General features: G+C 74.2%; 26 protein-coding genes. 10 read left to right on the forward strand and 16 right to left on the reverse strand.

The features are described from left to right. Positions 1–4: 4 nt before the first annotated feature. The 3 genes from AB0N76_RS01940 (at position 5) to AB0N76_RS01950 (ending at position 2,326) form a co-directional block, all read left to right on the forward strand. The gene (locus AB0N76_RS01940; RefSeq protein ID WP_363551926.1) at positions 5–1,528 is read left to right on the forward strand and encodes a protein kinase; all 1,524 of its coding nucleotides are present in this window, start codon (positions 5–7) and stop codon (positions 1,526–1,528) included. A gap of 91 nt (positions 1,529–1,619) precedes the next feature. Continuing rightward, a complete protein-coding gene (locus AB0N76_RS01945; protein WP_363551924.1) occupies positions 1,620–1,997 on the forward strand; it encodes a hypothetical protein in 378 nt (125 codons plus the stop codon). A 104-nt stretch (positions 1,998–2,101) separates the two neighbouring features. Further along, complete coding sequence (locus tag AB0N76_RS01950; protein WP_363551922.1) at positions 2,102–2,326, forward strand: hypothetical protein; 225 nt, start codon at positions 2,102–2,104, stop codon at positions 2,324–2,326. A gap of 3 nt (positions 2,327–2,329) precedes the next feature. Here the strand turns inward: AB0N76_RS01950 and AB0N76_RS01955 are convergent, their stop codons facing one another. From AB0N76_RS01955 to AB0N76_RS01970, 4 genes are all read right to left on the reverse strand, one after another. Next, complete coding sequence (locus AB0N76_RS01955) at positions 2,330–3,334, reverse strand: iron-siderophore ABC transporter substrate-binding protein (protein ID WP_363551920.1); 1,005 nt, start codon at positions 3,332–3,334, stop codon at positions 2,330–2,332. 72 nt (positions 3,335–3,406) lie between these two features. Then, complete coding sequence (locus AB0N76_RS01960; protein WP_363551918.1) at positions 3,407–4,285, reverse strand: ABC transporter ATP-binding protein; 879 nt, start codon at positions 4,283–4,285, stop codon at positions 3,407–3,409. Continuing rightward, on the reverse strand, positions 4,285–5,334 hold the full coding sequence (locus tag AB0N76_RS01965) for an iron chelate uptake ABC transporter family permease subunit (protein WP_363551916.1): 1,050 nt from the start codon (positions 5,332–5,334) through the stop codon (positions 4,285–4,287). The genes AB0N76_RS01960 and AB0N76_RS01965 overlap by 1 nt, the downstream gene beginning before the upstream one ends. Beyond that, positions 5,331–6,359, reverse strand: a complete 1,029-nt coding sequence (locus AB0N76_RS01970) for an iron ABC transporter permease (protein ID WP_363551914.1) — start codon at positions 6,357–6,359, stop codon at positions 5,331–5,333. The genes AB0N76_RS01965 and AB0N76_RS01970 overlap by 4 nt, the downstream gene beginning before the upstream one ends. A gap of 99 nt (positions 6,360–6,458) precedes the next feature. On the opposite strand from AB0N76_RS01970, the gene AB0N76_RS01975 reads away from it, so the two are divergent. Continuing rightward, on the forward strand, positions 6,459–7,100 hold the full coding sequence (locus AB0N76_RS01975) for an HAD family hydrolase (RefSeq protein ID WP_363551912.1): 642 nt from the start codon (positions 6,459–6,461) through the stop codon (positions 7,098–7,100). On the opposite strand, the gene AB0N76_RS01980 is transcribed toward AB0N76_RS01975, so the two are convergent. Beyond that, a complete protein-coding gene (locus AB0N76_RS01980; RefSeq protein WP_363551910.1) occupies positions 7,097–7,333 on the reverse strand; it encodes a hypothetical protein in 237 nt (78 codons plus the stop codon). The genes AB0N76_RS01975 and AB0N76_RS01980 overlap by 4 nt on opposite strands. Before the next feature lie 482 nt (positions 7,334–7,815). Between AB0N76_RS01980 and AB0N76_RS01985 the strand changes: the two genes are divergently transcribed. After that, on the forward strand, positions 7,816–8,199 hold the full coding sequence (locus tag AB0N76_RS01985; protein ID WP_363551908.1) for a cold-shock protein: 384 nt from the start codon (positions 7,816–7,818) through the stop codon (positions 8,197–8,199). 34 nt (positions 8,200–8,233) lie between these two features. Here AB0N76_RS01985 and AB0N76_RS01990 read toward each other — a convergent pair whose 3' ends face one another. The 4 genes from AB0N76_RS01990 to AB0N76_RS02005 all read right to left on the reverse strand — a co-directional run bounded on the left by AB0N76_RS01990 (position 8,234) and on the right by AB0N76_RS02005 (position 11,902). Continuing rightward, positions 8,234–9,079, reverse strand: coding sequence for a 1,4-dihydroxy-6-naphthoate synthase (locus tag AB0N76_RS01990; protein ID WP_363551906.1), 846 nt, complete (start codon positions 9,077–9,079; stop codon positions 8,234–8,236). Further along, the gene (locus AB0N76_RS01995) at positions 9,072–9,911 is read right to left on the reverse strand and encodes a futalosine hydrolase (protein ID WP_363551905.1); all 840 of its coding nucleotides are present in this window, start codon (positions 9,909–9,911) and stop codon (positions 9,072–9,074) included. Before AB0N76_RS01995 ends, AB0N76_RS01990 begins: the two co-directional genes overlap by 8 nt. 10 nt (positions 9,912–9,921) lie before the next feature. Further along, positions 9,922–10,455 (reverse strand): hypothetical protein, encoded by a 534-nt coding sequence (locus tag AB0N76_RS02000; protein ID WP_363551903.1) that lies wholly within the window; start codon positions 10,453–10,455, stop codon positions 9,922–9,924. 97 nt (positions 10,456–10,552) lie between these two features. After that, complete coding sequence (locus tag AB0N76_RS02005) at positions 10,553–11,902, reverse strand: MFS transporter (RefSeq protein WP_363552229.1); 1,350 nt, start codon at positions 11,900–11,902, stop codon at positions 10,553–10,555. A gap of 677 nt (positions 11,903–12,579) precedes the next feature. On the opposite strand from AB0N76_RS02005, the gene AB0N76_RS02010 reads away from it, so the two are divergent. Then, a complete protein-coding gene (locus tag AB0N76_RS02010) occupies positions 12,580–13,467 on the forward strand; it encodes a DUF3027 domain-containing protein (protein ID WP_363551901.1) in 888 nt (295 codons plus the stop codon). A 174-nt stretch (positions 13,468–13,641) separates the two neighbouring features. Then, the gene (locus AB0N76_RS02015) at positions 13,642–16,962 is read left to right on the forward strand and encodes a molecular chaperone Hsp90 (protein ID WP_363551899.1); all 3,321 of its coding nucleotides are present in this window, start codon (positions 13,642–13,644) and stop codon (positions 16,960–16,962) included. 28 nt (positions 16,963–16,990) lie between these two features. Here AB0N76_RS02015 and AB0N76_RS02020 read toward each other — a convergent pair whose 3' ends face one another. Genes AB0N76_RS02020 through AB0N76_RS02030 form a run of 3 tightly spaced genes read right to left on the reverse strand, consistent with a single transcriptional unit; the run spans position 16,991 to position 20,101 of the window. Next, entirely contained in the window at positions 16,991–17,227 is a 237-nt protein-coding gene (locus AB0N76_RS02020) for a hypothetical protein (protein WP_363551897.1), read from the reverse strand. A 44-nt stretch (positions 17,228–17,271) separates the two neighbouring features. After that, positions 17,272–19,767: an HAD-IC family P-type ATPase gene (locus AB0N76_RS02025; RefSeq protein ID WP_363551895.1), complete on the reverse strand. Its 2,496-nt coding sequence runs from the start codon at positions 19,765–19,767 to the stop codon at positions 17,272–17,274. Positions 19,768–19,819: 52 nt separating this feature from the next. Next, a complete protein-coding gene (locus AB0N76_RS02030; RefSeq protein ID WP_363551893.1) occupies positions 19,820–20,101 on the reverse strand; it encodes a DUF2530 domain-containing protein in 282 nt (93 codons plus the stop codon). A 247-nt stretch (positions 20,102–20,348) separates the two neighbouring features. Between AB0N76_RS02030 and AB0N76_RS02035 the strand changes: the two genes are divergently transcribed. Next, a complete protein-coding gene (locus AB0N76_RS02035; RefSeq protein WP_363551891.1) occupies positions 20,349–21,818 on the forward strand; it encodes an NCS2 family permease in 1,470 nt (489 codons plus the stop codon). A gap of 76 nt (positions 21,819–21,894) precedes the next feature. On the opposite strand, the gene AB0N76_RS02040 is transcribed toward AB0N76_RS02035, so the two are convergent. Genes AB0N76_RS02040 through AB0N76_RS02050 form a run of 3 tightly spaced genes read right to left on the reverse strand, consistent with a single transcriptional unit; the run spans position 21,895 to position 24,068 of the window. After that, a complete protein-coding gene (locus AB0N76_RS02040) occupies positions 21,895–22,380 on the reverse strand; it encodes a SitI3 family protein (protein ID WP_363551889.1) in 486 nt (161 codons plus the stop codon). A 24-nt stretch (positions 22,381–22,404) separates the two neighbouring features. Further along, complete coding sequence (locus AB0N76_RS02045; RefSeq protein ID WP_363551887.1) at positions 22,405–23,742, reverse strand: putative T7SS-secreted protein; 1,338 nt, start codon at positions 23,740–23,742, stop codon at positions 22,405–22,407. Next, complete coding sequence (locus AB0N76_RS02050) at positions 23,739–24,068, reverse strand: hypothetical protein (protein WP_363551885.1); 330 nt, start codon at positions 24,066–24,068, stop codon at positions 23,739–23,741. The genes AB0N76_RS02045 and AB0N76_RS02050 overlap by 4 nt, the downstream gene beginning before the upstream one ends. 225 nt (positions 24,069–24,293) lie before the next feature. Between AB0N76_RS02050 and AB0N76_RS02055 the strand changes: the two genes are divergently transcribed. Further along, entirely contained in the window at positions 24,294–24,815 is a 522-nt protein-coding gene (locus AB0N76_RS02055) for a histidine phosphatase family protein (RefSeq protein WP_363551883.1), read from the forward strand. A gap of 15 nt (positions 24,816–24,830) precedes the next feature. Here the strand turns inward: AB0N76_RS02055 and AB0N76_RS02060 are convergent, their stop codons facing one another. Beyond that, positions 24,831–24,986 carry a hypothetical protein gene (locus AB0N76_RS02060; protein ID WP_363551881.1) on the reverse strand — a complete coding sequence of 52 codons (156 nt, stop codon included), beginning with the start codon at positions 24,984–24,986 and terminating at the stop codon, positions 24,831–24,833. A gap of 339 nt (positions 24,987–25,325) precedes the next feature. Here AB0N76_RS02060 and AB0N76_RS02065 point away from each other — a divergent pair, with 339 nt between their 5' ends. Further along, entirely contained in the window at positions 25,326–26,312 is a 987-nt protein-coding gene (locus tag AB0N76_RS02065) for a LuxR C-terminal-related transcriptional regulator (protein WP_363551879.1), read from the forward strand. The last annotated feature ends 29 nt before the right edge of the window (positions 26,313–26,341 follow it).

Genomic DNA, 26,341 nt, shown 5'->3' on the forward strand with positions numbered 1-26,341 from the left:
TCCAGTGATCGGACGGGCGCTGAACGGGCGTTACGAACTCGTGGAGATACTCGGCGTCGGCGGCATGGCCACCGTCTGGCGCGGGGTGGACCACGTGCTGGGCCGTCAGGTGGCCGTCAAGGTCCTCAACGGGGGCCTCGCCGACGACCCGCGGTTCGCCGAGCGGTTCGGCCGGGAGGCGCAGCACGCCGCGATGCTGGTCCACCCGAGGATCGTCATGGTCTTCGACTCGGGCGTGGACCAGGGCGCGCCGTACATCGTGATGGAGCTGGTGCAGGGCCGTTCGCTGGCCGCGCTGCTGGCCCAGCGGCCGGGGCTGCCGGTCGAGCAGGCGGTCGGGATCGCGGCGGCGGTCTGCGAGGGCCTGGCGCACGCGCACGCCGCCGGGCTGGTGCACCGGGACATCAAGCCCGGCAACATCATGATCACCGACGACGGCGGGGTGAAGGTCGTCGACTTCGGCATCGCCCGGGCCGGCTCCTCGCACAACCTCACCCAGACCGCCTCGGTGCTCGGCACCGCCGCCTACCTCTCCCCGGAACAGGCCACCGCCAGCCCGCTGGACGGCCGCACCGACCTGTACGCGGTCGGCTGCGTGCTCACCGAGATGCTCACCGGCGCGACGCCGTTCACCGCCGAGACGCCGGTGGCGATCGCCTACAAGCACGTCGGCGAGCAGCCGCTGCCGCCGTCCGCCCGGCGCCCCGGCCTGCCGCCCGCGCTGGACGCCGCGGTGCTGCGGCTGCTCGCCAAGAACCCGGCCGCCCGCCCGCCGGACGCGACCGCGGCGCGCGCCGAACTGCTCGCCTGCGTCCCGGGGTTGATGGTCTCCGACCCGACCGCCGAACTCCTCGCCGCGGCCCCGCTGCCGCCCGCCTTCCCGGTCCCCGACCAGCAGCACACCACCCTGCTGCCGCCCACCCCGCGCGACGTCCCGGCGGCCACCTCGGTGATGGCGGCCGTCCCGGCGGCCCCGCTGCCGATGCCGGAGCCCGTCCAGGAGAACCGCCGCAAGCCGCTTGTCCTCGGCGCGCTCGGCCTGGTCGGCATCGCCGGCGCCGCGATGCTCGCCCTCACCGCCTTCGACGACCCGGCCGCCCCGGCCGCCAAGCCCGCCGCCGGCGCCCCCGCCACCACGGCCGCCGCCACCCCCACCCAGCCGCCGGCCGCGACCCCCACCCCGACCGCGTCCGCCACCCCCACCACCGCGGCCCCCACCACCCCGCCCGCGCCGCACAACCAGACCCCGCTGGTCCAGATCAACGCCCTGCGCCAGAGCATCGCCCAGACCCAGGTGGAGAAGGACCGCAACCGCCAGATCGACCTCCTGCGCACCCTCGACGAGGCCACCGCCCGCCTCAACGAGGGCCAACCCGACGAAGCCGCCCGCGAGTTGAGGGGCGCCCAGAAGACCGTCCGCGACCTCGCCAAGAAGCACGCCATCGACGGCCAGACCTACCAGAACTGGAACTCCCGCCTCTCCTCCCTCATCACCTCCCTCAACGCCTCGGCCGACGCGGAGGACTGATTCCCCGACGAGTGGCCGGTTCCGGTCGTGGACGGGATCGTCCAGGTCTGGACCCTGTCGGTGAATTGCCCCGTTCGGCACGCTCGATCCCATGTATCTCGTTCACGCCGCTCTGCGTCGCCCGGCGGACGGGCGGGCGCTTCCGCCCGGGGTCCGTGGTCTGCTGCTGGCCGCCCGCTGTCCCGGGGAGGGGATCGAGCACGTCGTCGTCCACCGGGAGGCCGTGCCGCACCCCGTGCTGGGGGTGTTCCTGCTCGCGGGGTCGCTGGTCGAGGCGGAGCGGCGGGTCGCGGTGTTCTGCGACCGGGTGCTGGCCGGGGTGCCGGAGCTGGCCGGGTGGCGGGTGGAGCGGGCGGAGGCGCCGTTGGTCGGCCCGTTCTACGAGCGGTTGCTGGCCGCGCCCGGTCCGGCTGGCCGGAACGGTCCAGGGACGTTTCCGTCCACCGGGGAAGCCTTCCCGGGGGCCTGAGCGGCGAGCAGAGTAGGGGATGTCGGAGGGAGCGCCACCGCGGGGCGCGAACACCGGAAGCCCGAAAGCCGCCAGCAGGTCACCACCCCGAAGAGGAGCCCGTCATGTTCCGCACCGTCACCGTCAAGGCCGCCGCGGTCACCGCCCTCGCCCTCGCCCTGACCGGTCTCGTCCCCGCCGTCGCCTCCGCCGACATCATCTGGGACGGTCCGGGCGCCACCCCCACCGCCCCGGTGACCGCCCCGGCCACCCCCAAGGCCGCGCCCGTCGCCCCCGCCGTCGCCCCCGCCGCCGCGTCCGCCGCCGCGGACGACATCATCTGGGACTGACGCTCAGGCGCCGAGGAAGCGCTGCAGCTCGGTGAGCACGTAGTTGGCCCCGGTGTAGCCGATGCCCTGGAACCACAGCTGGTCGTCCACCGGGAACGCCCGGTGCCCCTTGACCGCCTCCAGGCCCTGCCAGGCCGGACTCGCCAGCGCGGCGGTCCTGCCGGACCGGACCGGGTCCCCGTAGGTGCCGTACAGCAGCAGGTCGCCGTCGGCCTTCGCGAGTTGGTCGGCCGGGACCTCCAGGTCGAACTGGTCGACGTTCTGCGCGTCCGGCCGCCCGAGGCCGACCTCGGTGAGCAGTGAGCCCGGGAAGTTCTGCTTCCCGTACAGCCGGATCCCGCCGCCCTCGACGAACCGCACCAGGCTGACCTTCCGCCCGCCCGCGCGGGCGTTGGCGAGCGCGGTCACCACCTGGTTGACGTGCCGCTGGTACGAGGCCGCGAACGCCGCCGCCGCGTCCTGCCGGCTGAGCGCCTGGGCGTGCGTCTGCGCGTCGGCCTTCCAGTTGGCGCCGGTGCCCTGGGTGAGGACGGTCGGGGCGATCGCCCGCAGCGCGTCGTACCGGGCGCCGTCGCGGGCCTGGTCGGAGAGGACGAGGTCCGGCCGGAGGGCGCGGATCGCCGCGAGGTCCGGGTCGCCGACCGGTCCGACGGAGGAGATCGGGGCGAGCCGGGAGGCGGGCCAGTAGTCGGGGAGGGCCGGATCGGCGGCCGCCCGGGCCGCGCCGACCGGGGTGATGCCGAAGGTGAGCGCGGAGTCCAGTTCGGCGGTGCCGAGGGTGACGACCCGCATCGGCGCGCCGGGCACGGTGACCGGCCCCATCGCGGTGGAGACGGTGACGTCGGGCAGCGGGGTGGGGGAGGGCGCCTCGGCGGCGACGGCCGCGAGGTCGACGGGCGGGGGCGCGGCGCGCCGGGTGGTGCAGCCGGTGAGCGCGCCGGTGGTGAAGGCGGTACCCCCGAACCCGCCGAGCGCGGTCAGCAGGGTGCGGCGGGAGATCGGGGGCATCGGCAACCTCCGGCGGCGGACGAGGGGGACGGCAGCGCGTCGATTATGTCCGAATCGAAGCGGGAAAAGGCGTTAAATGTCCGCCTTGACCGCCCATGGCGCGCCCGGCACCACCAGCGGCGTCCCGGTCACCGGGTCCGGCACCACCACCGAGTCCAGCCCGAACACCTCGCGCACCAGTTCCGCCGTGACCACCTCGGCCGGCGGTCCCTGCGCGACGATCCGCCCGTCCCGCATGGCGACCAGGTGGTCGGCGTACCGGGCCGCCTGGTTGAGGTCGTGCAGCACCGCGACGACGGTCCGCCCGCGCTCGACGTTGAGCCGGCGCACCAGGTCCAGCACCTCCACCTGGTGCGCGATGTCCAGGAAGGTGGTCGGCTCGTCGAGCAGCAGGATGTCGGTGCCCTGGGCGAGCGCCATGGCGATCCAGACCCGCTGCCGCTGCCCGCCGGACAGCTCGTCGACGCCGCGCTCGGCCAGCTCGGCGGTGGAGGTGCGCTCCAGCGCCTCGGCGACCGCCGCCTCGTCCTCCGCCGACCACTGCCGCCACCAGCTCTGGTGCGGCTGGCGGCCGCGCGCCACCAGGTCGGCCACCGCGATGCCCTCGGGGGCGGTCGGCGACTGCGGCAGCAGCCCGAGCCGCCGGGCGATCAGCTTGGTGGGGACGCGCGCCAGCTCCTCGCCGTCCAGCAGCACCGCGCCGCGGGCGGGCTTGAGCAGCCGGCCGAGCGCGCGCAGCAGGGTGGACTTGCCGCAGGCGTTCGGGCCGACGATGACGGTGACCCGGCCGTCCGGGATCCGCAGGTCCAGCCCCTCGGCGACGGTGCGGGCCTCGTAGGCGAGGGTCAGGTCCCGGGCTTCGAGCCGATGGGCCGGCTCCGGCTGACCGGGCAGCCCCGGCTGGGCGGGAGTCCCCGGCTGAGCGGTCGGCTCCGGCTGGGCGGCGGGCATCAGGAACCTCCACGGCGGGATCGGAGCAACAGCCACATCAGGTACGGCGCGCCGACCAGCCCGGTCACCACGCCGACCGGCAGTTCGACGGGCGCCAGCAGCCGGCGTGCCACCAGGTCGGCCAGCACGACGACCAGCGCGCCGGTGAGCGCCGAGCAGAGCAGCGGGATCTGCGCGGACCGGGCCAGCCGGACGGCGATCTGCGGGGCCATCAGCGCGACGAAGTCCACCGGCCCGGCCGCGCCCGCCGCGCAGGAGGCGAGCACCACGCCGAGCAGCGCCATGCCGAGCCGGATCCGGTCCAGCCGCAGGCCGAGGCCGACGGCGGTGGCGTCGTCGAAGGAGATCGACCGCTGCGCCCGCGCCGCCCAGAGCGCCACCGGCGCGGCGGCCAGCAGCACCCAGGCCAGCCAGCCGGCCTGCTGGTAGCCGGAGCCGTTCAGGCTGCCGGTCATCCACACCTTGGCGGCCTGCGCCTGGAAGCCGTCGCCCTTGGTCAGGAACACCGAGGTGAGCGAGGAGAGCGCGACCGAGATCCCGATGCCGATCAGGACGAAGCGCTGCGCGTGCAGGCCGCGCCGCCAGGCCAGCAGGTAGACCAGCAGGCCGGCCGCAAGTCCGCCGGCCACCGCCGCGTACGGCACCTCGCCGGTGGAGCCGACCACGCCGTACGCCAGCAGGCCGACCACGGTGGCGGTGGCGCCCCAGGAGACGCCGACCACGTCGGGGCTGGCCAGCGGGTTGCGGGCGACGGTCTGGATCAGCGCCCCGGCGAGCCCCAGCGCGGTGCCGACCAGCAGGCCGACCACCACCCGGGGCAGCCGGAACTCGCCGACCACCAGCTGGTGCGGACTCGGCTGCCCGAGCACCACCTTCAGCACCTCGCCCGGCGCGACGGTGGACTCGCCCAGGCAGAGCGAGGCGACCGCGGTGGCGGCCAGCACCAGCAGCAGGCCGAGCGCGGCCAGCGCCGAGCGCCGGTGCAGCAGGAACGAGGCGCGCCCGGCGCGCAGCACGGTGTAGCCGCGCAGCGGCACGGTCGCGGTCACGCCGCCACCACCTTCCGCCGCCGGACCAGCGCGACCAGCACCGGCACCCCGACCAGCGCGGTCATCACCCCGGCCGGCACTTCGGACGGCGGGAAGAGGACGCGGCCGAGCGCGTCGGCGAGCAGCAGCAGCGCCGGGCCGAGCACGGCGGAGAAGGCGAGCACCCAGCGGTGGTCGGCGCCGGCCACCGCGCGGGCGGCGTGCGGCACGGCCAGGCCGACGAAGGCGATCGGGCCGGCCGCGGCGACCGCCGAGCCGGTCAGCACGGTGGCGCCGAGCGCGCCCACCGCCCGGACCGCCCCGGTCTTCGCGCCGAGCCCCTTGGCGGTGTCCTCACCGAGCGCCAGCGCGTCCAGGCCGCGGGCGACCGCGAACACCAGCACCGTGCCGACGGCCAGGAACGGCAGCAGCTGCCAGGCGACGTCGGCGGTGCGGCCGGAGAGCGAGCCGACGTGCCAGAACCGGAACTGGTCCATGGTGGCCGCGTCGGTGGTGAGCACGAGCGTGTTGAGCGAGGCGATGAAGGCGGACATCGCCGAGCCGGCCAGCGCCAGCTTGACCGGGGTGCTGCCGCCCCGGCCGCGGCCGGCGAGCGCGTAGACCACGACGGTGGCGAGCACCGCGCCCGCGAAGCCGAACCAGACGTACCCGGTGAGGGTGGAGATCCCGAACACGGAGATCGCCACCACCACGCCGGCCGCCGCGCCCTGGCTGACACCGAGGATGCCGGGGTCGGCGATCGGGTTGCGGGTGACGCCCTGCATGACGGTTCCGGCCAGGCCGAGCGCGGCGCCGACCGCGAGGCCGACCACCGTGCGCGGTACCCGCAGCTCGCGGACGACGACGGCGTTGGTGGTGTCCCCGCCGTGCAGCAGGGCGTCGAGCGTCTCGCCGAACGGGATGCTCCGGCTGCCGACCGCCAGGCTCAGCAGCACCGCGGCGGCCAGTACGGTCAGCGCGGCGGTGAGCCCCAGTATTCGGCGGCGCAGCAGGCCTCGTCTGCCGGGCGCGGTGGTGTCGGTCATGGCCTCTCCCGCAGATAGCTCAGGCAAACCTAAGTTCCCCGCGGAAGCCGGGGCAAATCGCCCCGCCAGGCCGGTCGGACGGTTGGATAGCCTGACGCCATGCCTGTGACCTCGGACGCCCCGCTCACCGTCGGCTTCGACCTCGACATGACGCTGCTGGACACCCGGCCCGGAATCCGGGCCACCTACCTGGCGCTGTCCGCCGAGACCGGCGTGCACGTCGACGCCGACCTGGTGGTCACCCGGCTCGGCCCGCCGCTCCTCGACGAGCTGCGCAACTGGTTCCCGGAGCAGGGCCTGGACGCGGTCGCCGACCGCTACCGCACGCTGTACCGCGAGTACGCCTTCGCGCCGACCGTCGCGCTGCCCGGCGCGCACGCCGCGCTGGACGCGGTCCGCGCGCACGGCGGCCGGGTGGCCGTGATCACCGGCAAGTACGAGCCCAACGCCCTGCTCCACCTGGAGCACGCGGGGATGCGCGCGGACGCGGTGGTCGGCGACCTCTGGGCGGAGACCAAGGGCGAGGCGCTGCGCGAGCACGGCGCCACCGTCTACGTCGGCGACCACCTCGGCGACATCCGGGGCGCCCGGTACGCGGGCGCCGTCGCGGTGGGCGTGACCACCGGCCCGTACGGCGCCGAGGACCTGCTGGCGGCGGGCGCGGACGTGGTGCTGCCCGACCTCACCGGCTTCCCGGCCTGGCTGGCCGGCCACCTCGGGGCGGCCGGCGCGGAGGGCTAGGCCTCGGCGCGGGCCCGGCGGCGCTGGGCCCGCGCGGAGAGCAGCAGCCCGGTCAGGGCGACCAGGAAGCCCAGCGGCATCAGCATGCTGAGCCAGTACGCGGCCGTCGGCAGCGGCGTCAGGTGCAGGAACAGCGGGACGAAGGTGACCAGGGTGGCGAGCGCGCCGAGCCCGAAGACGATCGTTCCGGTCTTGACGTAGACGTCGCCGCGGTCGGCGCTCTGGCTGCTCACGGGGCTTGCTCCTCAACGGCGGGGCGGGCGGGGTCGACTGCCGTCCCAGTCTCGCAGAGCCGTCCCGTCCGCCGTCGCCCGCGGGGCGCCCGGAACCGCTTCGCAGGCGAGCGGCCCGGTCACGTTGCGCAGTTTTCCGGGCGCTGGGAGTTTTGATCCCTGCTGGGCGGGGGTATGCAGGCTGTGCCGAGGGGTGCGATCAGTGCGCCCCGCTCTCTCCGACCGGGGGTGTGAGCCAGTGGAATGCGCCGAGTCGCGCCCCGGCCATGCCCGTCCCGGGTCGCCCGTGGCCGCCAGAGCTCCGCACGGATCTTTCGCGGAACACGGATGAGACAGTGACTGACCGTTAGTCTGCTCCTTACAGTCTGCTGACCGTACGCACCTCGCCGGGTGCGTCCCCCCAAGGTCGGCCGGCACTCCCACCACCCAGTGATCCCCGGCCAGGGCCGGGATCCCTCACACCCACATCGAGGACTTTCGAGATGCCCACCGGCCAGGTCAAGTGGTTCAACGAGACGAAGGGCTTCGGCTTCCTGTCGCGCGACGACGGCGGCGACGTCTTCGTCCACACCAAGGCGCTGCCCACCGGGATCACGTCGCTGAAGCCGGGCCAGCGGGTCGAGTTCGGCGTGGTCGCCGGGCACCGGGGCGACCAGGCGATGCAGGTCCAGCTGCTGGAGGCGCTGCCGTCGGTCGCCGCCGCCCAGCGCAAGACCCCCGACGACATGGCGGCGCTGGTCCAGGACCTCATCACGATGATGGACGCGGTGCTGCCGGGGCTCCAGCACGGCCGCTACCCGGCCAAGCCGGCCGGGCAGAAGCTGGCCGTCCTGCTGAGGGCGGTGGCCGACCAGTTCGACGTCTGACGGCTCCCGGGGGCCCGGCGGCCCCCGGGGGAGCTCAGAAGTCCAGCGCGCCCGGGCCGAGCGGGGGCACCAGCCCCTCCGCGGCGGCCCGGGTGAGCAGGGCCCGCACGGCCGCGTGGCCCTCCTCGCCGAGGTCCGCGGTGAACTCGTTCACGTAGAGGCCGATGTGCTGGTCCGCGACGGCCGGGTCCATCTCCTGGGCGTGCGCCAGCACGTACTCCCGGCTGGCCGCGGGCTCGTCCCAGGCCTGCCGGACGGACGCCCGGATCGCCGCGGTGAGCTCGCGCAGCCGCTCGGCGCCCAGCGAGCGCTTGGCGATGATCGCGCCGAGCGGGATCGGCAGGCCGGTCTCCCGCTCCCAGGCCTCGCCCATGTCGGCGAGGCAGCGCAGCCCGTACTCCTGGTACGTGAACCGGGCCTCGTGGATGACCAGACCGGCGTCCACCCGGCCGTCCCGGACGGCGGGCATGATCTCGTGGAACGGCAGGACGACGACCTCGCCCAGGCCGCCCGGCACGGCGGTGGCCGCCCAGAGCCGGAACAGCAGGTAGGCGGTGGACCGCTCGGAGGGGACGGCGACCGTCTTGCCGGTCAGGTCCTCGCCGCCCTCGGGGCGGGTCAGCACCAGCGGGCCGCAGCCGCGGCCGAGCGCGCCGCCGCAGGGCAGCAGGGTGTACTCGTCCAGCACCCAGGGCAGCGCCGCGTAGCTGACCTTGAGGACGTCCAGTTCGCCGCGCTCGGCCAGGCCGTTGGTGACGTCGATGTCCGCGAAGGTGACCTCGGGGGCGTCCGCGCCCGGGACCAGGCCGTGCGACCAGGCGTGGAAGACGAAGGTGTCGTTGGGGCAGGGCGAGTACGCGATGCTCAGCCGTTCAGCCACGGCCGGCCTCCTTCGGCTCGTCGGCGCGGTCGTCTGCGCGCTGGTCGGCGTCGTCGTCGACACCGGGGTGGGACTTCAGCAGTTCGGGGTAGGGCAGGGCGGCGAAGGCGCGCTCCAGCGCGGCCAGCGCCTCGCCGATCCGCCAGGCGGCCCGGTCGCGCGGGCCCACCGGGTTGGAGACGGTGCGCAGCTCGAACGCCGGCACCCGGTGCCGGGCGGCCGCCTCGGCGACCCCGAACCCCTCCATCGCCTCGGCCACCGCGTGCGGGTGGCGGGCGGTCAGGGCGGCGGCGCGCTCGGCGCTGCCGGTCACCGTCGAGACGGTCAGCACGGTGCCGGTGACGACGCCGCCGTCGGCGGTGGCCGTCAGGGCCTCGGCGGCGAGCGCCACGGCGGCCGGCGCCGGGGTGTGCCGGACCGTCCCGAAGCCCAGCTCGGTGACGTCGGCGAAGCCCTCGGGCGTCTCGGCGCCCAGGTCGGCGGCCACGATCCCGGTGGCGAGCACGGTCGAGCCGATCGGCGCCCGCGGGGCGAAGCCGCCGGCGATCCCGGCGGAGACCACCAGTCGGTAGCGGTCCGCGGTGAGCGCGGTGGCGGCGGCCGCGGCCGCGGCGCCCGGGCCGACCCCGCCGGCCAGCACGTCCACCGTCACGCCGGACGGGTGCGCGACCCGGTCGAGCCCGCCGCCGGGCAGCGCCACCCGGACCGGGTCGGCGGCCGGACCGGCGGTCAGGCCGCGCAGTACGGCGGCGGCCTCGGCCGGCACCGCGACGACGACGAGCAGCCGGGCCCGCGCGGGGCCCGACTGCTCGTCGGAAACTCGTACCGTCACCGGTCGACCGTCAGTCGGCCTGGGTGTTCAGCTGGAAGTACCACACGCCGTAGATCGCGTCGGGGGCCTTCGGGTCGGTCTCGACCACGGTGATCAGGGTCTTGCCGGAGGCGTTCAGCGCCTTGCTCGCCGGGACGGAGCCCGAGTAGGTGGCGTCCTTGGCCGCCGAGGCCAGGATGAACCGGCCGCCCTGGCCCTGCTGGCCACCGTTGGTGTTGGCCCACCAGCCGTGCTCGGCCACCTCGGGGCTCACGCCGACGCCGATCCGGTCGCTGACCGTCACGTCGGACTTCGGGAGGCTGCCGTCCTCCAGGGCCTTGCCGGCCTTGTCCTGGCACTCCTCCTGCTGCTGCTCGGTCAGCGGCTGGCCCGCGTTGAAGCAGAACGGGTCCGCGACCAGCGAGGAGTTGCCGACCACCAGGGTGGCGCGGTGGTCGCTGATCTCGTGCTGGTTCGACGCGTACGCGATGGACCCGCCGACCGTGCCGGCGGCGATGACGACGACGGCGCCGAGGCCGGCGACTGCGCGGGTGCTGAGGCTCATGCGTCAGAGGCTACCGGGCTTTCCCGATCACGCTACGCGGGGGTCGGCAACCGCGTGTTGTGGCCCGGTATGTCCCCGACCGCGTTCCAATGGGCCGCTACGCCACCCGGGGCGCGGCCGGGTGGTGCCGCACGCCCACCCGCAGGAGCGAACGGACCGTCCAGAGCAGCATCGCGCCGAGCACGGCGGCCGCCACCGAGAGGCCCAGCCCGCCGTTCAGCGGCAGCAGGATGCCGACCGCGCCGCCGGCCACCCAGGACAGCTGGAGCGCCGTCTCGGAGCGGGCGAAGGCGGAGGTCCGCACCGACTCCGGGACGTCCCGCTGGATCAGCGCGTCCAGCGACAGCTTGCCCAGCGAGGCCGCCATCCCGGCCGTCCCGGCGACCAGGACCACCGTCGCCGCCCCGTACCAGAGCGCGGCGGCGGCCGTGGCGCAGCCGGCCACCAGCAGCATCACGGTGACCGTCACCTCCGGGCCGCGGGTGCGCAGCAGCGAGCCGAGCAGCGACCCGAGCGCGTTGCCCGTCCCGGCGGCCAGCGCCACCAGCCCGAGCGCCAGGGTCGGCCGCAGGCCGCCGATCGGGTCGTCACGGAGCAGGAACGCCAGGAACATCACCAGGAAGCCGACCAGCCAGCGCATCGCCGCCATCGCGCGCAGCGCCAGGATCACCGAGGGGCCGACGGTGCGCAGCGAGGCCCGGGGCTTCTGGGCGGCGGCCGCCGGTTCCGGGGCGGGCGGCGGCGCGGCCTTGCCGTGCAGCAGGCCGTGGTGCCCCGGCGGGTGCTCCTCGGCGTGCAGCACGGCCCGCTGCTCGCCCTTCGCCGAGTCCACCGCGTGCGGCAGGTGGAAGGCCATCAGGGTGCCCGCCACGAAGACCAGGAAGGCGCCGCGCAGCGGCCAGCCCGGGCCGATCAGGTGCAGCAGCCCGCCGACCCCGGCCGCGACCATGGTGGCCAGCAGCCCGGCCAGGGTGACCCGGGAGTTCGCCTTCACCAGGGACAGCCGGCTGGGCAGCAGCCGGGGCACCACCACGCTGCGCACGACCCCGTACGCCTTCGAGGCGACCAGGACGCCGAGCGCCTCCGGGTAGAGCGCCAGTCCGCCGCCGACCACCACGCCGGCCATCGTCCAGGCGAGCACCGCGCGGGCCAGCATCGACATCGCCATGGCGGCCCGGCGGCCGTGCGGCAGCCGGTCCAGCAGCGGGCCGATCACCGGGGCCAGCAGGGCGAACGGGGCCATGGTGACCAGCAGGTAGAGGGCCACCCGGCCGCGGGCCTCGCCGGTCGGGACGGAGAAGAAGATGGTGGAGGCGAGCGCGATGGTGATCAGCATGTCGCCGAAGGCGTTCAGCGCGTGCAGCTCGATCAGCTTGGCCAGGCCGGACTCGCCGGCGCCCTCGGCGGCGGTGGCCCGGCGGATCCGGCGGCCGGTGCCGTGCACCACCTTGCCGGTGCGGGAGCCGGCGGCGGAGGCGGTGCGGACCAGGAAGTGGCGGCGGGGTTCCCCGTCCGCCGGCTCGGGCTCGCCCGGTTCCGGGGACTCGTCCGCGGTGGGACCGGGCTCGGGCTCGGTGACCTCGGGAGTGGCCTCGGGTCCGGTGGAGGCGGGCCCGGTGGCGGCGGGTCCGGTGGGCTCGTCGGCCGGGGCGGCGGGCAATGGAGAGGGGTCCACCGGCTGCGGTTCGCCCGCAGCGTGGACCGGAGGCTGCTGTCGCGGCACGGCGTTCGCCTCGTCGGGACTGCCGGCCTGCGAGGCACGCAGTGCGTGCTGCGACGGGTGTTCGTCCGCCACATGCCCATCCTGCCCCAGAATCGCGGCGGTGACGCGGGATTCCGCTTCGCGCGGCGCGGCCGGAACCGTCCTCGGACACCCTCCGCGGGGCTCGCGGACGCTCCCGGACCCGCCCCGGACTGTGCCCGGTGGCCGACCGGCGGGTAGCCTGCCCAGGAGCCGCCCGAGGGCCCGACCGGCGCCGGCCGGACCTGACGAGCGGCGCGGCCGGTATCCGGGGCGGGCCGCGGTCGCGCAGAATGGACGAGGGCAACCGAGCCGCGACGGAACGGGCAACACGCCGTGGGTGACAGAAGAACTGGGAGAGAATCGACGCCGTGAGTGCTGCGATGCGAAGCCGTACCCCTGATCGGCTCTGTGCCGAGGCCGTCGAACTCGCCCGCCAGGCCGCCGAGGAGGCCGTCGGCGCGGAAACCGTCGGCGCGCACCTGGGCGCCCAGGCGGAGGCCGACCGCGTCGTCACCCACACCTTCGAGTGCCTCGACGCGGCATACCGGGGCTGGCACTGGGCCGTCACCGTGGCGCGCGCCCCGCGCGCCAAGAACGTGACGCTGGACGAGGTCGTGCTGCTGCCCGGCTCGGACGCGATCCTGGCCCCGCAGTGGGTGCCGTGGAGCGAGCGGCTGCGCCCGGGCGACATGGGCCCCGGCGACCTGCTCCCCACCGACGCCGACGACCTGCGGCTCGAACCGGGCTGGACCGGCGAGGACGAGCCCGCGCCGAACTCCGCGGTGGCCCAGGCCGCCCAGGAGGACGTGCTGGTCTCCGACGCCGACTCCGACGTCCAGCAGGCCCCGGCCCGCGCCCGGATCGGCGCGGTCGCCGACGAGCTGGGCCTGGGACGCAGCCGGGTGCTCTCCCGGCTCGGCCTGCACCTGGCCGCCGACCGCTGGGAGAAGGCCCACGGCTCGCAGACCCCGATGGCGCAGTCCGCCCCGGCCTCCTGCGTCAGCTGCGGCTTCCTGGTCCCGATCGGCGGCTCGCTCGGCCAGGCCTTCGGCGTGTGCGGCAACGAGTTCGGTCCGGCCGACGGCCAGATCGTCTCCTTCGCGTACGGCTGTGGCGGGCACTCCGAGGCGGCCGTCATCCCGGCCCCGCCGGCCCCCGCCGAGCTGATCCTGGACGAGCTGGTGGTCGAGCCGCTGGCGCTGCACCCGGACCGGCTCTCCGGCTCGGTCGAGCCGGACGCCCCCACCGAGGAGCTCGGCCACTCCTGAGCCGCGACAGCCGCGCCGGCCGCGATGTCTGCGACCTCGGCCCGTCCCACTCCGGTGGGGCGGGCCGACGCCGTTCCGCCCCCCGGTGGCCGGGGGCGTGTCCGGGTCGGCCGTTCCGGCAGGGAAGAATGCCCCTCGTAGTGCACAACAGGGCGGCGGAAGGCGGCAGGTCCAGTGGAACCTCGGATCATCGGCAGCGGCACGGACGAGCACCTCACCGACCCCTTCGGCAGCGCCGGACTGCGTCGGCGGGTGCTGGACGCCTGGGCCGCCTCCCCGGCCCGGTTCCGGGAGGACGCCAACGCCGAGGAGGAACTCGCCCTCGGCGGTTACCGGGACCGGCTGGTCGTCGAGCTGGCGCAGAACGCCGCCGACGCCGCGGTCCGGGCCGGGCGCGGCCCCGGCCGGCTGCGGCTGACCCTGGCGGACGGCGTGCTGGCCGCCGCCAACACCGGCGCGCCGCTGGACGCCGCCGCCGTCGAGTCGCTCTCCACCCTGCGCGCCTCCTCCAAGCGGGAAGGCGTCGTGGAGGGTGCCGGGCAGAGCACCGTCGGCCGGTTCGGCGTCGGCTTCGCCGCCGTGCTCGCGGTGACCGACGAACCGGCCGTGCTCGGCGGCGCCGGCGGGGTGCGCTGGTCGCTCGGCGAGGCCCGCGCGCTGGCCGAGGCGCAGCCCGCGCTCGCCGACGAGCTGCGCCGCCGGGACGGCCACGTGCCGCTGCTGCGGCTGCCGTTCGCCGCCGAGGGCCCGGCGCCCGAGGGCTACGACACGGTGGTGGTGCTGCCGCTGCGCGACGCGGCCGCCGAGGACCTCACCCGCCGGCTGCTGGCCGGCATCGACGACGCCCTGCTGCTCACCCTGCCCGGCCTGACCGAGGTCGTGGTGGAGACCGCGGAGGGCACCCGGACGCTCACCCGGACCGCCGCCGAGCCGCGGCCGGACAACATTTCCCAGGTCACCATCACCGACGACGGGGGAGCGCGGCCGCGGCGCACCGTCTGGCAGACCGCCGGCGCCGCCGGGGCGCTGGCCCCGGAGCTGCTCGCCGACCGGCCCACCGAGGAGCGCGCCCGCCCGTACTGGACGGTGACCTGGGCGGTGCCGGTGGCCGAGGACGGCGCCCCGCAGCAGCCCGGGATCGCGCCGGTGCTGCACGCCCCGACGCCCAGCGACGAGCCGCTCGGCCTGCCCGCGCTGCTGATCGCCTCCTACCCGCTGGACTCCACCCGCCGACACGTCGCGCCCGGCGCGCTCGCCGACTTCCTGACCGAGCGCGCCGCCGACGCCTACGCCGACCTGCTGCGCGCCCGGGGCGGCGACCTGGGGTCGCTCGGCCTGGTGCCCGGCCCGCTCGGCCAGGGCGCGCTGGACAACGCGCTGCGCGGCGCGGTGCTCTCCCGGCTGCCCGGCACGCCGTTCCTGCCGCACCCGGCGCCGGTCGAGGAGGGCACGCCCGCGCTGCGGCCGCGGGACGCCACGCTGCTGGAGGGCGCGGACGGCTCGGTGGTCGAGGCGCTGGCGCCGATCTTCCCCGGCCTGCTGCCGGCCGGCCTGGAGCGCCGCACCGAGCTGCGGGTGCTGAACGTGCGCCGGGTGCCGCTCGCCGAGGTGGTCGACCAGCTCGGCGGCCTGGACCGGGAGCCCGCCTGGTGGCGCAACCTGTACGCGGCGCTCGGCGGCGCCGACCCGGAGGCGCTCGGCGCGCTGCCGGTGCCGCTCGCCGACGGGCGGACCGTCACCGGCCCGCGCCGCGTCCTGCTGCCCTCGGACGACGCCGACTGGGCGGCCTTCCCCGGCTACCCGGAGGCGCTGGCCGACGCGCTCGCCGTGCTCGACCTGCGGCTGGCCCACCCGGAGGCCGCGCACCCGCTGCTGGCCAAGCTGGGCGCCGGCGCCGCCACCCCGGCCGGGGTGCTGGACACACCCGAGGTGCGGGCCGCGGTCGCCCGCTCGCACGAGCTGGCCGAGGACGACCCGGACACCGCCGCCGACCTCGCCGAGGCCGTGCTGTCCCTGGTCAAGGCGGCCGCCCCGGCGCCCGGCGAGCACCCCTGGCTGGCCCGGCTGGCCCTGCTCGACGACGAGGGCGAGCCCGCCCGCGCCGGTGAACTCCTGCTCCCGGACAGCCCGCTGGCCGCGCTGGCGCGCGAGGACGAGGCCGGCTGGGTGGACGAGGAGCTGCTGGAGCGCTGGGGCCCGGAGGTGCTCGCCGCGGTCGGCGTGCCGGCCGAGTTCGTGCTGGTCCGCGCCGAGGACGTGGTGCTCGACCCGGACGACCTGGAGCGGCTCGACCCGACCGCGCCCGCCGACCGGGCGGCCGGCGGCCACCCCACCGGGCTGATCGACGAGGCGCCGGACGGCCTCGCCGACTGGGCGGAGGAGGTGCTGGAGACGCTGCACGCCGACGACGCGGACGCGCTGGGCGTCCCGCCGGTCGCCGCCGAGCTGCTCGCCGTCCGCGACCTCGACCTGGTCGACGACGACGCCTGGCCGCAGGCGCTGGCCGCGCTGGCCCGCCCGCCGTACCGGGACGCGGTGGTCACCCCGGTCCGCGCGCTGCTGCCGGACGGCTCGTACGCCGACCTGCCGCCGTACACCGCCTGGTGGTTGCGCGACCACCCGGTGCTGGACGGCCGCGAGCCCGCCGGGCTGCGCGCGGCCGGGGCCGACCCGCTGCTGCGCGGCCTCTACGACGAGGCGCGCACCACGCTGGACGAGCAGTTCCTGCACGCGCTGGGCGTGCGCACCACGCTGGCCGCGCTGCTCGCCGAGCCGCACGGGCCGGACGAGGTGCTGGACCGGCTCGCCGACCTGGACGCCGAGGTCGGCCACCGCCAGCTGCACGGCATCCACAGCGCGCTGGCCCGGGTCGAGGCGTCCCGGATCGAACCGCTGGACGTGGTGCGGGCGGTGCCGCCGCTGGACCGGACCATCGGCCGCCGGCCGGACCGCACGGTGGTCGTGGACGCCACCGAGGCGGTCGTCGCCGACGCCCCCGACCTGGTCCAGCTCCTGCACGACCACCCGCTGCTGCCGGTCGCCCCGGCGCTCGCCGCAGACCTCGCCGAGCGGCTGCACGTCTCGCTGGCCAGCGAGGTGGCCGGCGGGCGGGTGCTCTCCGAGGGCACCCTGCACCGGGTCCCGGCCGTGGTGCGGGAGCTGCTGCCCGGCTGCCCGGTCGCGTACGAGGAGCACGAGGAACTGCTGGTGGTCGGCCCGGACGGCGAGGAGGCCGCGGTGGACTGGCGCTGGGACACCGGCGCGCAGGCGCCGGAGGCGCCGTACGACCCGGAGTCGGCCGAGGAGGCGGACGAGGACGACGAGTTCGAGGTGCCGCCGGTGCCCGGGCTGCTGCACGCCGCCACCCCGGAGGGGCTGGCCGCCGGGCTGGCCTGGTCGGTGGGGCAGTGGCACCGCCGGTTCGAGGTACTGGCCGCGCTCAGCGAGCCGGACCGGGCCTACGAGCTGTCCGCGGCCCGGGACTTCGAGGGCTGAGCCGCCCGCTGCTCCGGTACCCGCCGCGTCAGGAGCGGGTGCCGGAGCGGGTCCGGCCGCGTTTGGTCAGCCACAGGTAGATCCGGAGCGTCAGCAGCACCCAGACCGCGAACAGGACGGCCACCGCCGCCTTCTCCTGCCCCGGCCCGGTCTCGACGCCGGTCAGCGCGGCGATCGCCCCCGCGGCCAGGCCCAGGACGCCGACGAACAGCAGGCTCCCCAGGAAGGCGGTGAACGCCTCCAGCTCCCCGCCCCTGCGTGCCATCCGCCGCCCCCTGGCGCTCGTTCCGCTTCGTTCCGCTTCGTGGGTCAAGCATCCAGTCTGCGGCGCATGATCCGCCAGACCACTTCCAGCACGAGTCCGGCGGTCACCGCGATGCCGACCCCGATCCACGGGTCGCGGGTGCCGGACAGCGAGAGCTGGAAGAAGTCGGAGAGCGCGGGCACGGTCAGCACCAGCGTGAACGCCCCGCCCATCGTGCCGATCAGCAGCAGCCGCCACCAGTTGTACGGGCGGGCGACGATCGCCAGCACCCAGATGGCGACCAGGAACAGGGTCAGGGTGGCCACGCTGGTGTCCGACTTGAGGTCGGTCGCGTGGTCGGCGCGGGCCAGCGCGTACGCGGTGAAGGTCGCGGTGCCGGCGATCACGCCGCCGGGGATCGCCAGCCGCAGCACCCGGCGGACGAAGCCGGTGCGGGCGCGCTCGTTGTTGGGCGCGAGGGCGAGGAAGAAGGCCGGCACGCCGATGGTCAGGGTGGACAGCACCGTGGAGTGCCGGGGCAGGAACGGGTACGGCGAGTGGGTGATGATCACCAGCAGCGCCAGCAGCACCGAGTAGACCGTCTTCACCAGGAAGAGCCCGGCCACCCGCTCGATGTTGCCGATCACCCGGCGGCCCTCGGCGACCACCGAGGGCAGCACCGCGAAGGAGTTGTTCAGCAGCACGATCTGGGCGACCGCCTTGGTCGCGTCGCTGCCGCTGCCCATCGCCACGCCGATGTCCGCGTCCTTGAGCGCCAGCACGTCGTTGACGCCGTCGCCGGTCATCGCGACGGTGTGCCCGCGCGACTGCAGGGCGCCGACCAGCTCGCGCTTCTGCTGCGGGGTGACCCGGCCGAAGACGGTGGTCCGTTCGGCGGTGTCGGCGAGTTCGGTCGGCTCGGCGGGCAGGGTGCGGGCGTCCACCGGGTGCTCGGCGCCGGGCAGCCCGAGGTGGGCGGCGACCGCGCCGACCGAGACGGCGGAGTCGCCGGAGATCACCTTGGCCTCGACCTGCTGGCTCTCGAAGTAGCGCAGGGTGTCGGCGGCGTCCTCGCGCAGCCGCTGCTGGAGCACCACCAGGGCGAGCGGGTGGAGTCCGGCGGCCGGGTCCGGGGCGTCCAGCGGGACGGGGGTGCGGCCGAGCAGCAGCACCCGCAGGCCCTGCGCGCCCAGCTCGTCCACCTCGACCAGGGCGGGGTGGCCGGCCGGCAGCAGCACGTCGGGCGCGCCGAGCAGCCAGCTGGCCTCGCCGCCCTGCGGTTCCAGCAGCTGGACGCCGCTCCACTTGCGGGCGGAGGAGAACGGCATCGCCTCGATCACCCGCCAGCCGCCGTGCCGTTCGTTGCCGGTGCCGTCCTTGCTGCCGCCGTTGCCGTAGGCGTCGATGACGGCCTGCATGGACGGGTTGGGGCGGGCGTCGGCGCCGGCCATCACGGCCAGGGCCTGCTTGACCGTCTCCTTGAGCGCGCCGTCCGGGCCCGCGCCCTCCGGCTCCGTGCCCTGAGGGCCCTCGCCGTTCGCCAGGACCCGCAGGTCGACGACGTCCATGCCGCCCTCGGTGAGCGTGCCGGTCTTGTCCAGGCAGACGGTGTCCACCCGGGCCAGCCCCTCGATCGCGGGCAGCTCCTGCACCAGGCACTGCTTGCGGCCCAGCCGGATCACGCCGATCGCGAAGGCCACCGAGGTCAGCAGCACCAGCCCCTCGGGCACCATCGGCACGATCCCGGCGACCATCCGGCGGACCGCCTCGCGCCAGTCCCGGCCCTCCACCGCCAGCTGGCTGATGATCAGGCCGATCGCGGTGGGGACCAGCAGCCAGGTGATGAACCGCAGGATGCTGTCGATGCCGCTGCGCAGCTCCGACTTCACCAGGGTGAACCGGCTCGCCTCCTCGGCCAGCTGCGCCGCGTACGCCTCCCGGCCGACCTTGGTGGCGGTGAACGCGCCCGCGCCGGCCACCACGAAGCTGCCGGACATCACCAGGTCGCCGGGCTGCTTGAGGACCGGGTCCGGCTCGCCGGTGAGCAGCGACTCGTCGATCTCCAGGCCGTCCGCCTCGGTGACCTCGCCGTCGACGATCACCTTGTCGCCGATGCCGAGCAGCACGGTGTCGTCCAGCACGATCGCGCCGACGGCGATCTGCTGCACGGTGCCGTCCCGGCGCACCTGCGGCTTCGCCTCGCCGATCAGCGCGAGGCTGTCCAGGGTCTTCTTGGCGCGCAGCTCCTGGATGATGCCGATCGCCGTGTTGGCGACGATGACCAGGCCGAACAGGCCGTCCTGGATCGGGCCGACGACCAGGATGATCCCGAACATCACGCCGATGATCGCGTTGAAGCGGGTGAAGACGTTGGCCCGGACGATCTCCTTCGCCGAGCGGCTGGAGCGGACCGGGACGTCGTTGACCTCGCCGCGGGCGACCCGTTCGGCCACCTCGGCGGCGGTCAGCCCGCCGCGCCGGCCGGGCAGCAGCCCGAGCGGATGGGCGCCGTCGGGCCGGTCGCCGGGCGTCTCGTCCGGGGGCTGCGCAGGCTGCGTCATGGCACCGACTCTACGGGCGCCTTATGTCCGATGCGTGCTACTAAAGGACTATTCAGTCCGACCGGGTGGCCGGGTCCTGAACCTCGGCCTCGCGGGCCCGGGCGCGGGCGATCGCGTCCCGGCGGGCGCGGCAGTACCAGAGGCCGATCAGCCCGAGGCCGCCACCGGCCAGGCAGATCCACGGCCAGTTGGCGTGGTCGTTGTCGGAGAGGGTGTCCCAGAAGGGGAGGAGCACCAGGAAGGCGACGAACCACAGCACCGTGCCGCCGCCGACGATCGCGACATCGTTGGCCTCCAGCGGCGGGGGCGAGGGGTGCAGTGGCGTCTTGGGCATGGGCCCTAGGGTACGGTGCGGCGGGCGCCTGACCGATCTGGTGCGCCACTTGTCCGCATCTGATCTGGTCTACGCGCGAAGATAGCGTGCGAGCGATTGCGGAACCCATACTTGTGTCCCCGGTCGGCCGCGGCATGTCCAGGACACCGTGCTTCGTGCCCGTCCCAGTGCCAGCCCCGCCGGGCCGCCCGGCCACCGTCGCTCCGGGTGGGTCCCCCTCTCCTCAGCCCCCACCAGAGGACGCAGCATGCCTGTGGCCCAGCCGACCACCGAGTCGCCCGAGCCCGCCCAGCCCTCCGCCGACGCGCCGAAGCCCCCGTCCGGCGCGCTGGACCGCTACTTCCGGATCAGCGAGCGCGGCTCCACCCTGCCGCGCGAGATCCGCGGCGGCATCGCCACCTTCTTCACCATGGCGTACATCCTGGTGCTGAACCCGATCATCCTGGCCAGCGCCACGGACCTGAACGGCACCCACCTGGACAGCGCCCAGCTGGTCACCGCCACCGCGCTCACCGCGGGCCTGACCACGCTGCTGATGGGCGTCATCGGCAACGTCCCGATCGGCCTGGCCGCCGGCCTCGGCGTCAACACCATCGTCGCCCTCCAGCTCGCGCCCAAGATGACCTGGCCGGACGCCATGGGCATGGTCGTCCTGGCCGGCTTCGCGATCATGATCCTGGTCGCCACCGGCCTGCGCGAGCGGGTCATGAACGCCGTCCCGCTCGGCCTGCGCAAGGCCATCGCGATCGGCATCGGCCTCTTCATCAGCCTCGTCGGCCTGGTCGACTCCGGCTTCGCCAGCCGGATCCCCGACGCCGCCCACACCACCGTGCCGCTCCAGCTCGGCACCGGCGGCCACCTGACCGGCTGGCCGGTCCTGGTCTTCGTGCTCGGCCTGCTGCTCACCCTGGTCCTGATGGTCCGCAAGGTGCCCGGCGCGATCCTGGTCTCGATCGCCGTGATGACCGCCGTCGCCGTCGTCATCGACAAGTTCGCCGACATCCCGGCCCTCAACTGGGGCCTCACCGTCCCGGCCTGGCCCGGCAACCCGGTGGCCGCCCCCGACTTCGGGCTGGTCGGCGAGGTCAGCCTGTTCGGCGGCTTCGAGAAGGTCGGCGTCCTCACCGGCGCCCTCTTCGTCTTCACCGTCCTGATGTCCTGCTTCTTCGACGCGATGGGCACCATTCTCGGCGTCGCCGACGAGGCCCACCTGCTGGACGAGAAGGGCGACCTGCCCGGCATCAACAAGGTCCTGATGATCGACGGCATCGCCACCGCGGCCGGCGGCGCGACCTCCTCCTCCGCCAACACCTGCTTCGTCGAGTCCACCGCCGGCGTCGGCGAGGGCGCCCGCACCGGCTTCGCCTCGATCGTCACCGGCGCCCTCTTCGTGGTGGCGCTCTTCCTCACCCCGCTCGCCACCATGGTCCCCGCCCAGGCCGCCACCCCCGCCCTGGTCACCGTCGGCTTCCTGATCCTGGCCAACTCGATCAAGGAGATCGACTGGGCGGACTACACCATCGCGATCCCGGCCTTCCTGACCATCGTGATGATGCCGTTCACCTACTCCATCACCAACGGCATCGGCTTCGGCTTCATCGCCTTCTGCGTCCTGCGCCTCGCCGCCGGCCGCGGCCGCGAGGTCCCGGTCGCGATGTACGCGGTCTCCACCGTCTTCGCCTTCTACTACCTGATGCCGGCCCTCGGCCTCCTCTGACCGCCCCCGGCATCGCCGCGGCCCCGCACTCCTCCCCGGAGCGCGGGGCCGCGGTCATGGTCGGAGGCGGCGGTACTCAGTCCTCCTCCGAGAACTCGTGCGTCTCGCGACGGTACGGCTGAGGGACGGCGGCCAGCCGCGGCGGCGTCCAGAGGTCGTCCCGTTCGTTGAGGCTGAGTTCGCCACCACGTCGCAGCAGCCAGATGACCTCGTAGTGGTACTGCAGCACCGCGTCTCCCGGCAGACGGGTCAGCAGGCCCGACACCAGCCGGACGATGTCGTCCTCCTGCCCGGAAAGGTCATCGGCCTTGTCCGGCCTGAACGCCACCGAGACGGTCGGCGTGACCTTCAGGTCGGTGATCAGCGGATTCCACGGCTTGGGATTGGTGGCGAACACCCGGACCCAGGTGCCGAACCTGGTGTCGACGCCTTCGGTGAGCAACCGCTCCGGCTCTGTGGTCGCATCGAACAGCCGGAGGCCCTGTGCGATGTCGTTCAGCGTATGGGCCACCTCGGCGACGGACAGCGGCGTGGCCAGATTGAAGCTGTGTGAGATTGACATGCCTGGAGATCCGTTCGGCGTGTACTAGGGATAGATGTGCACAATGTTGCCCTGCTTGTCGATCACCACGGCTTCCTCCAGCCCTTCGATCGGCCAGTCGTGGAGCTGGGACTTGAGAGCCGGGACGCCCACGGGTGAGTCCGCGAGGTTAACCACGATTCGTCCGGTCTGGCCTTCGTTGATCTTCTCCTCGATCCGTGAGCCGATGTTGCGGGCGCTTCTACTCGATGGTGAGACGCAGTCGAAGATCTCACCTTCGATTCGGTAATCAGGATTCTTTCGCCCGGGAACCGACGGATTCTGTTCGACGTGGTACCCCTGTTTTGCCAGGATCTGAGCCGATTCGTTCTCGCGCTGAAGTGCGAGTCGGTTCTCGGGTGATTCGTCCGGGTTGACCTTCGTCGTGGGTCCATTCGGTGTGGCATTGGGGTCGGGGGTCCTCGACGGCTGGGTGCGGATTTCACCGGCGCCCTGGCCGCCTCCACCATTGCCCTCCATGTGGACCCGGTCCGGCCCCATCGCATCCTGCGCGATCTGGCTCGCGCCGAGGCCTGCCATGCCCGCGCCGGTGGCGATGAGTCCTGCGGAGAGGATGTTGACGGGGACACCGACCACCGCACCCGCGCCGGTGAGGTCCAGGCCGACGCCCAGGACTTCGCCTCCGGCGCCGAGGGTCGCGAGGCCGAGGCCGCCGGCGATCTCCAGCACCGCGCCGGGATCGTGGATCATCGCATTGCCCACGGAGGCCAGGTCTTCCACGGCGGTCTTCCCGACGTCCAGGAGGAAGTCTCCGGCGTCGGAGAAGAAGTCTCCGACCTTGTCCAGCCAGCCCGGCTCCTCGGGGGCCTTGTCGCGAGCCTTTGCGATCTTGTTCGCGGCGGTGTCGCCGGCGTTTTTCACCTGGTTCCTGGCGGTGCTCAGCGTCTGTCGCGCGGCAGCGCGCGTGGCCTCGCCGGGATCGGAGAACGGCAATTCGTGCCCGGCGTTCCGCTCTGCGTCCTGGTGTTCGGACCTGGCTCTGCCCGTGGCGGTCTGGCCTTCGCGCCACTGCCGGATCGCGTCCGCGGCTTGGCCTTGAGCCCATGCCAGCACTGATTGGTAAGCGGCCAAGGCCGTGGAGGCGTCGTGGAAGGAGTCGCCGGCCTCCAGCCACTTCTGGGGTTCGCCGTGGAAGGCCTGGCGGAACGCATCGCCCGCTTTCCCCGACCAGCCGTCGACGGTGTCGATGCGTCGGAGGCCCTCGCCGGTGGAGTGCAGGGTGTCGCCATAGCTTTTGAGCCATGCGACGGTCGAGGCAATCGATTCGATATTGCCCGGTATGAGTTCCTTCGGGTCGGTGGCCTGTCCGAGGTCCGTCGTCACTGCTCCGCCGCCGGGTCCCTGGCGTCGGAGGAAGCCAACGTGCCGCCCAGTTGGCCGACGAGCTGTCCGTCGATCTCGCGGTAGGCCTTCACGCTCGCGTTCAGTCGCTGGGAGACCTGGGCGGCATCCTTGGCCAGATTCTCGACACCGATCTCCCAGCGGGTGCAGAAGTTTTCCAGGACGTCGGCCAGGTGTCCGTGTCCGATTTCTTCTTTCCGGGGGTCGAGATCGCTGACCTTTCTGAATCGAAGCTTCGTCAGGGTGCCGGTGATTCCGGAGGCCGCTTTCTCCAGAGCCGCCAGGTCGACCTTGAATCCCTCGGCCATGAGTTGACCCCTCCGCCGGTCTCCGTGGCTGTCAATCGACTGTCGGATCGGTTGACGCTAGCACGAACGATTCGGTCGCAGTGTGGGAATTCCGACGCGGCTGGCGGAGATTTTTACAGCAGGGCATTGAAGTTGCTGGTGGGTCTAATGGTGGAGTTGTGACGTGGCGCTGTTCCGGGGGCCGGTAGCGTCGGGGGACAGGCCGGCGAGGGTGAGGAGAGTGGGATGGGTGCTGGGGTGGTGCGGAGGATCGTTGTGGTGCGGCATGCCAAGGCGGTGGCGCACGATGCCGTCAGGGACCACGGACGGCGGTTGGCGGAGCGGGGGCGGCGGGACGCGCCGGCGGCGGGGCGGTGGTTGGCGGAGCAGGGGGTGGTGCCGGAGCTGGCGATCGTGTCGACGGCCGCGCGGACCCGGGAGACCTGGGAGCTGGCCGGTGCCGAGCTGGGCGGGGCACCGCGGACGGTGTTCGACGAGCGGGTGTACCTCGCGGACGTCGAGGAGCTGCTGGCCGTGCTCCGGGAGGTGTCGGCGGAGGTCGGCACCGTGGTGGTGGTCGGCCACAATCCCGGCGTGCACGAGCTGGCCGAGACGCTGGCGGGCGAGGGGGAGGAAGACCTGCTGGACCGGATGGACGCCAGGGGCTTCCCGACCTCGGCCGTCGCGGTGCTGGAGTTCGACGGCTCCTGGCGGGGCGTCGGACCCGATGTCGCCAGGCTCACCGGTTTCCGGACCCCGCGGGGGTGAGGGCGGAGTCGGGTATCAGCCCCAGATCAGGTCCGCCATCGGCGCGACGACGACGGCCGGCCGGGCCTGGGTGTGCGCGGCGGTCTGGGTGGTGGTGGCGGCGAGACCGGCGAGGGCGACGAGGGCGAGGGTGGTGACCGCGGCGGCCTTGGCGATGACGGTGCGGAGCATGGTGGTGGTCCTCTCGAATGCGAAGCAGTGGGTTCTCGGGGGGCGCGTCCCGCGGTGACGTTTCCTCCGGTCCGTCGTCCGGGGCTGTCCCCTTCCGACGACCACTAGCTTCGTCGTGGCTCGGGCCGGGGGGAAGGGCGGAGAGGTGGACGGAAGCGGCCCTGGACCGTTTCGGTCAGCTCGGCCGGAAGCGGACGCCGGTCGACCGTGGAACCCGGGAGCCCCGCTTGGGGCGCGGTCCAGAGGGTCAACGTCAGGCAAAGTCCCTGGTCAGCGGCCTGTCGTATGTGGAAGGATCAATTCCGTATCGAACACGGGTTTCACCACGGGGGAGCGGGGATGCTGACCGCATTGGGCCTGGACAGCGCTTCGGAATCGGTCTACCGGGCGATGCTCGCCTATCCGGGTGACGGTGTGGCCGGCCTGGCCGCGCGCCTCTCGCTCGGCGAGGAGGACATCCGGGACGCCCTGGACAACCTGAGCGAGCTGGCCCTGTTGCGCCCGTCGGCCGAACGGCCCGGCGAGCTGCGCGCGGTCTCCCCGGACGTCGGGATGGAGCTCCTGATGGCCCGCCAGCAGGCCGGTCTGGCCGCCGCGCAGGCGCGGATCGAGGCCTCCCGTGCGGCGGCCGCCCAGCTCATCGCCGATTTCGCCGATCTGCGGCCGGGGGTGAGCACGCCGGACATCGAGCAGCTCGTGGGCCTGGACCAGATCCGTGACCGGCTGGCCCGCTTCTCCCGGGAGGCGCGGGAGGAGGTGATGACCTTCGCCCCGGAGGGCGGGCAGAAGCCCCAGAACATCGAGGCGGCCAAGCCGCTCAACCTCGTCCTGCTGGAGCGCGGGGTGCGGATGCGCACCGTCTACCTGGACAGCGTCCGCAACAGCCCGCACACCGTCGAGTACGTGAACTGGCTGGCCTCCCGAGGGGGACAGGTCCGGACCGTCCCGTCGCTGCCCACCCGGATGATCGTCGCCGACCGGTCCGTCGCCGTCATCCCGGTGCGCAGCGACGACACGGCGGCCGGAGCGGTGGTCCTGACCGGGCAGGGGATGCTGACCGCGCTGTGCGCACTGTTCGAGAGCGTCTGGGAGGGCGCCCAGCCGCTGGGGGTCGCGGCCCGGCCGGACGGGAACGGGCTCACCGCCCAGGAGCGCACCACGCTCGGCCTGCTCGCGGCCGGGCACACCGACGACGCCATCGCGAAGCGGCTGGGCGTTTCACCGCGCACCGCCCGTCGGGTCGCCAACGATCTGATGGAGCGTCTCGACGCCCGCAGCCGTTTCCAGGCCGGGGTGCACGCGGTCAACGCCGGCTGGCTGTCGTAGGCCCCGCCCCCGAGCTCCTGCACGCCGGT

This window comes from Kitasatospora sp. NPDC093806 (assembly GCF_040683335.1).
GTDB lineage: Bacteria > Actinomycetota > Actinomycetes > Streptomycetales > Streptomycetaceae > Kitasatospora.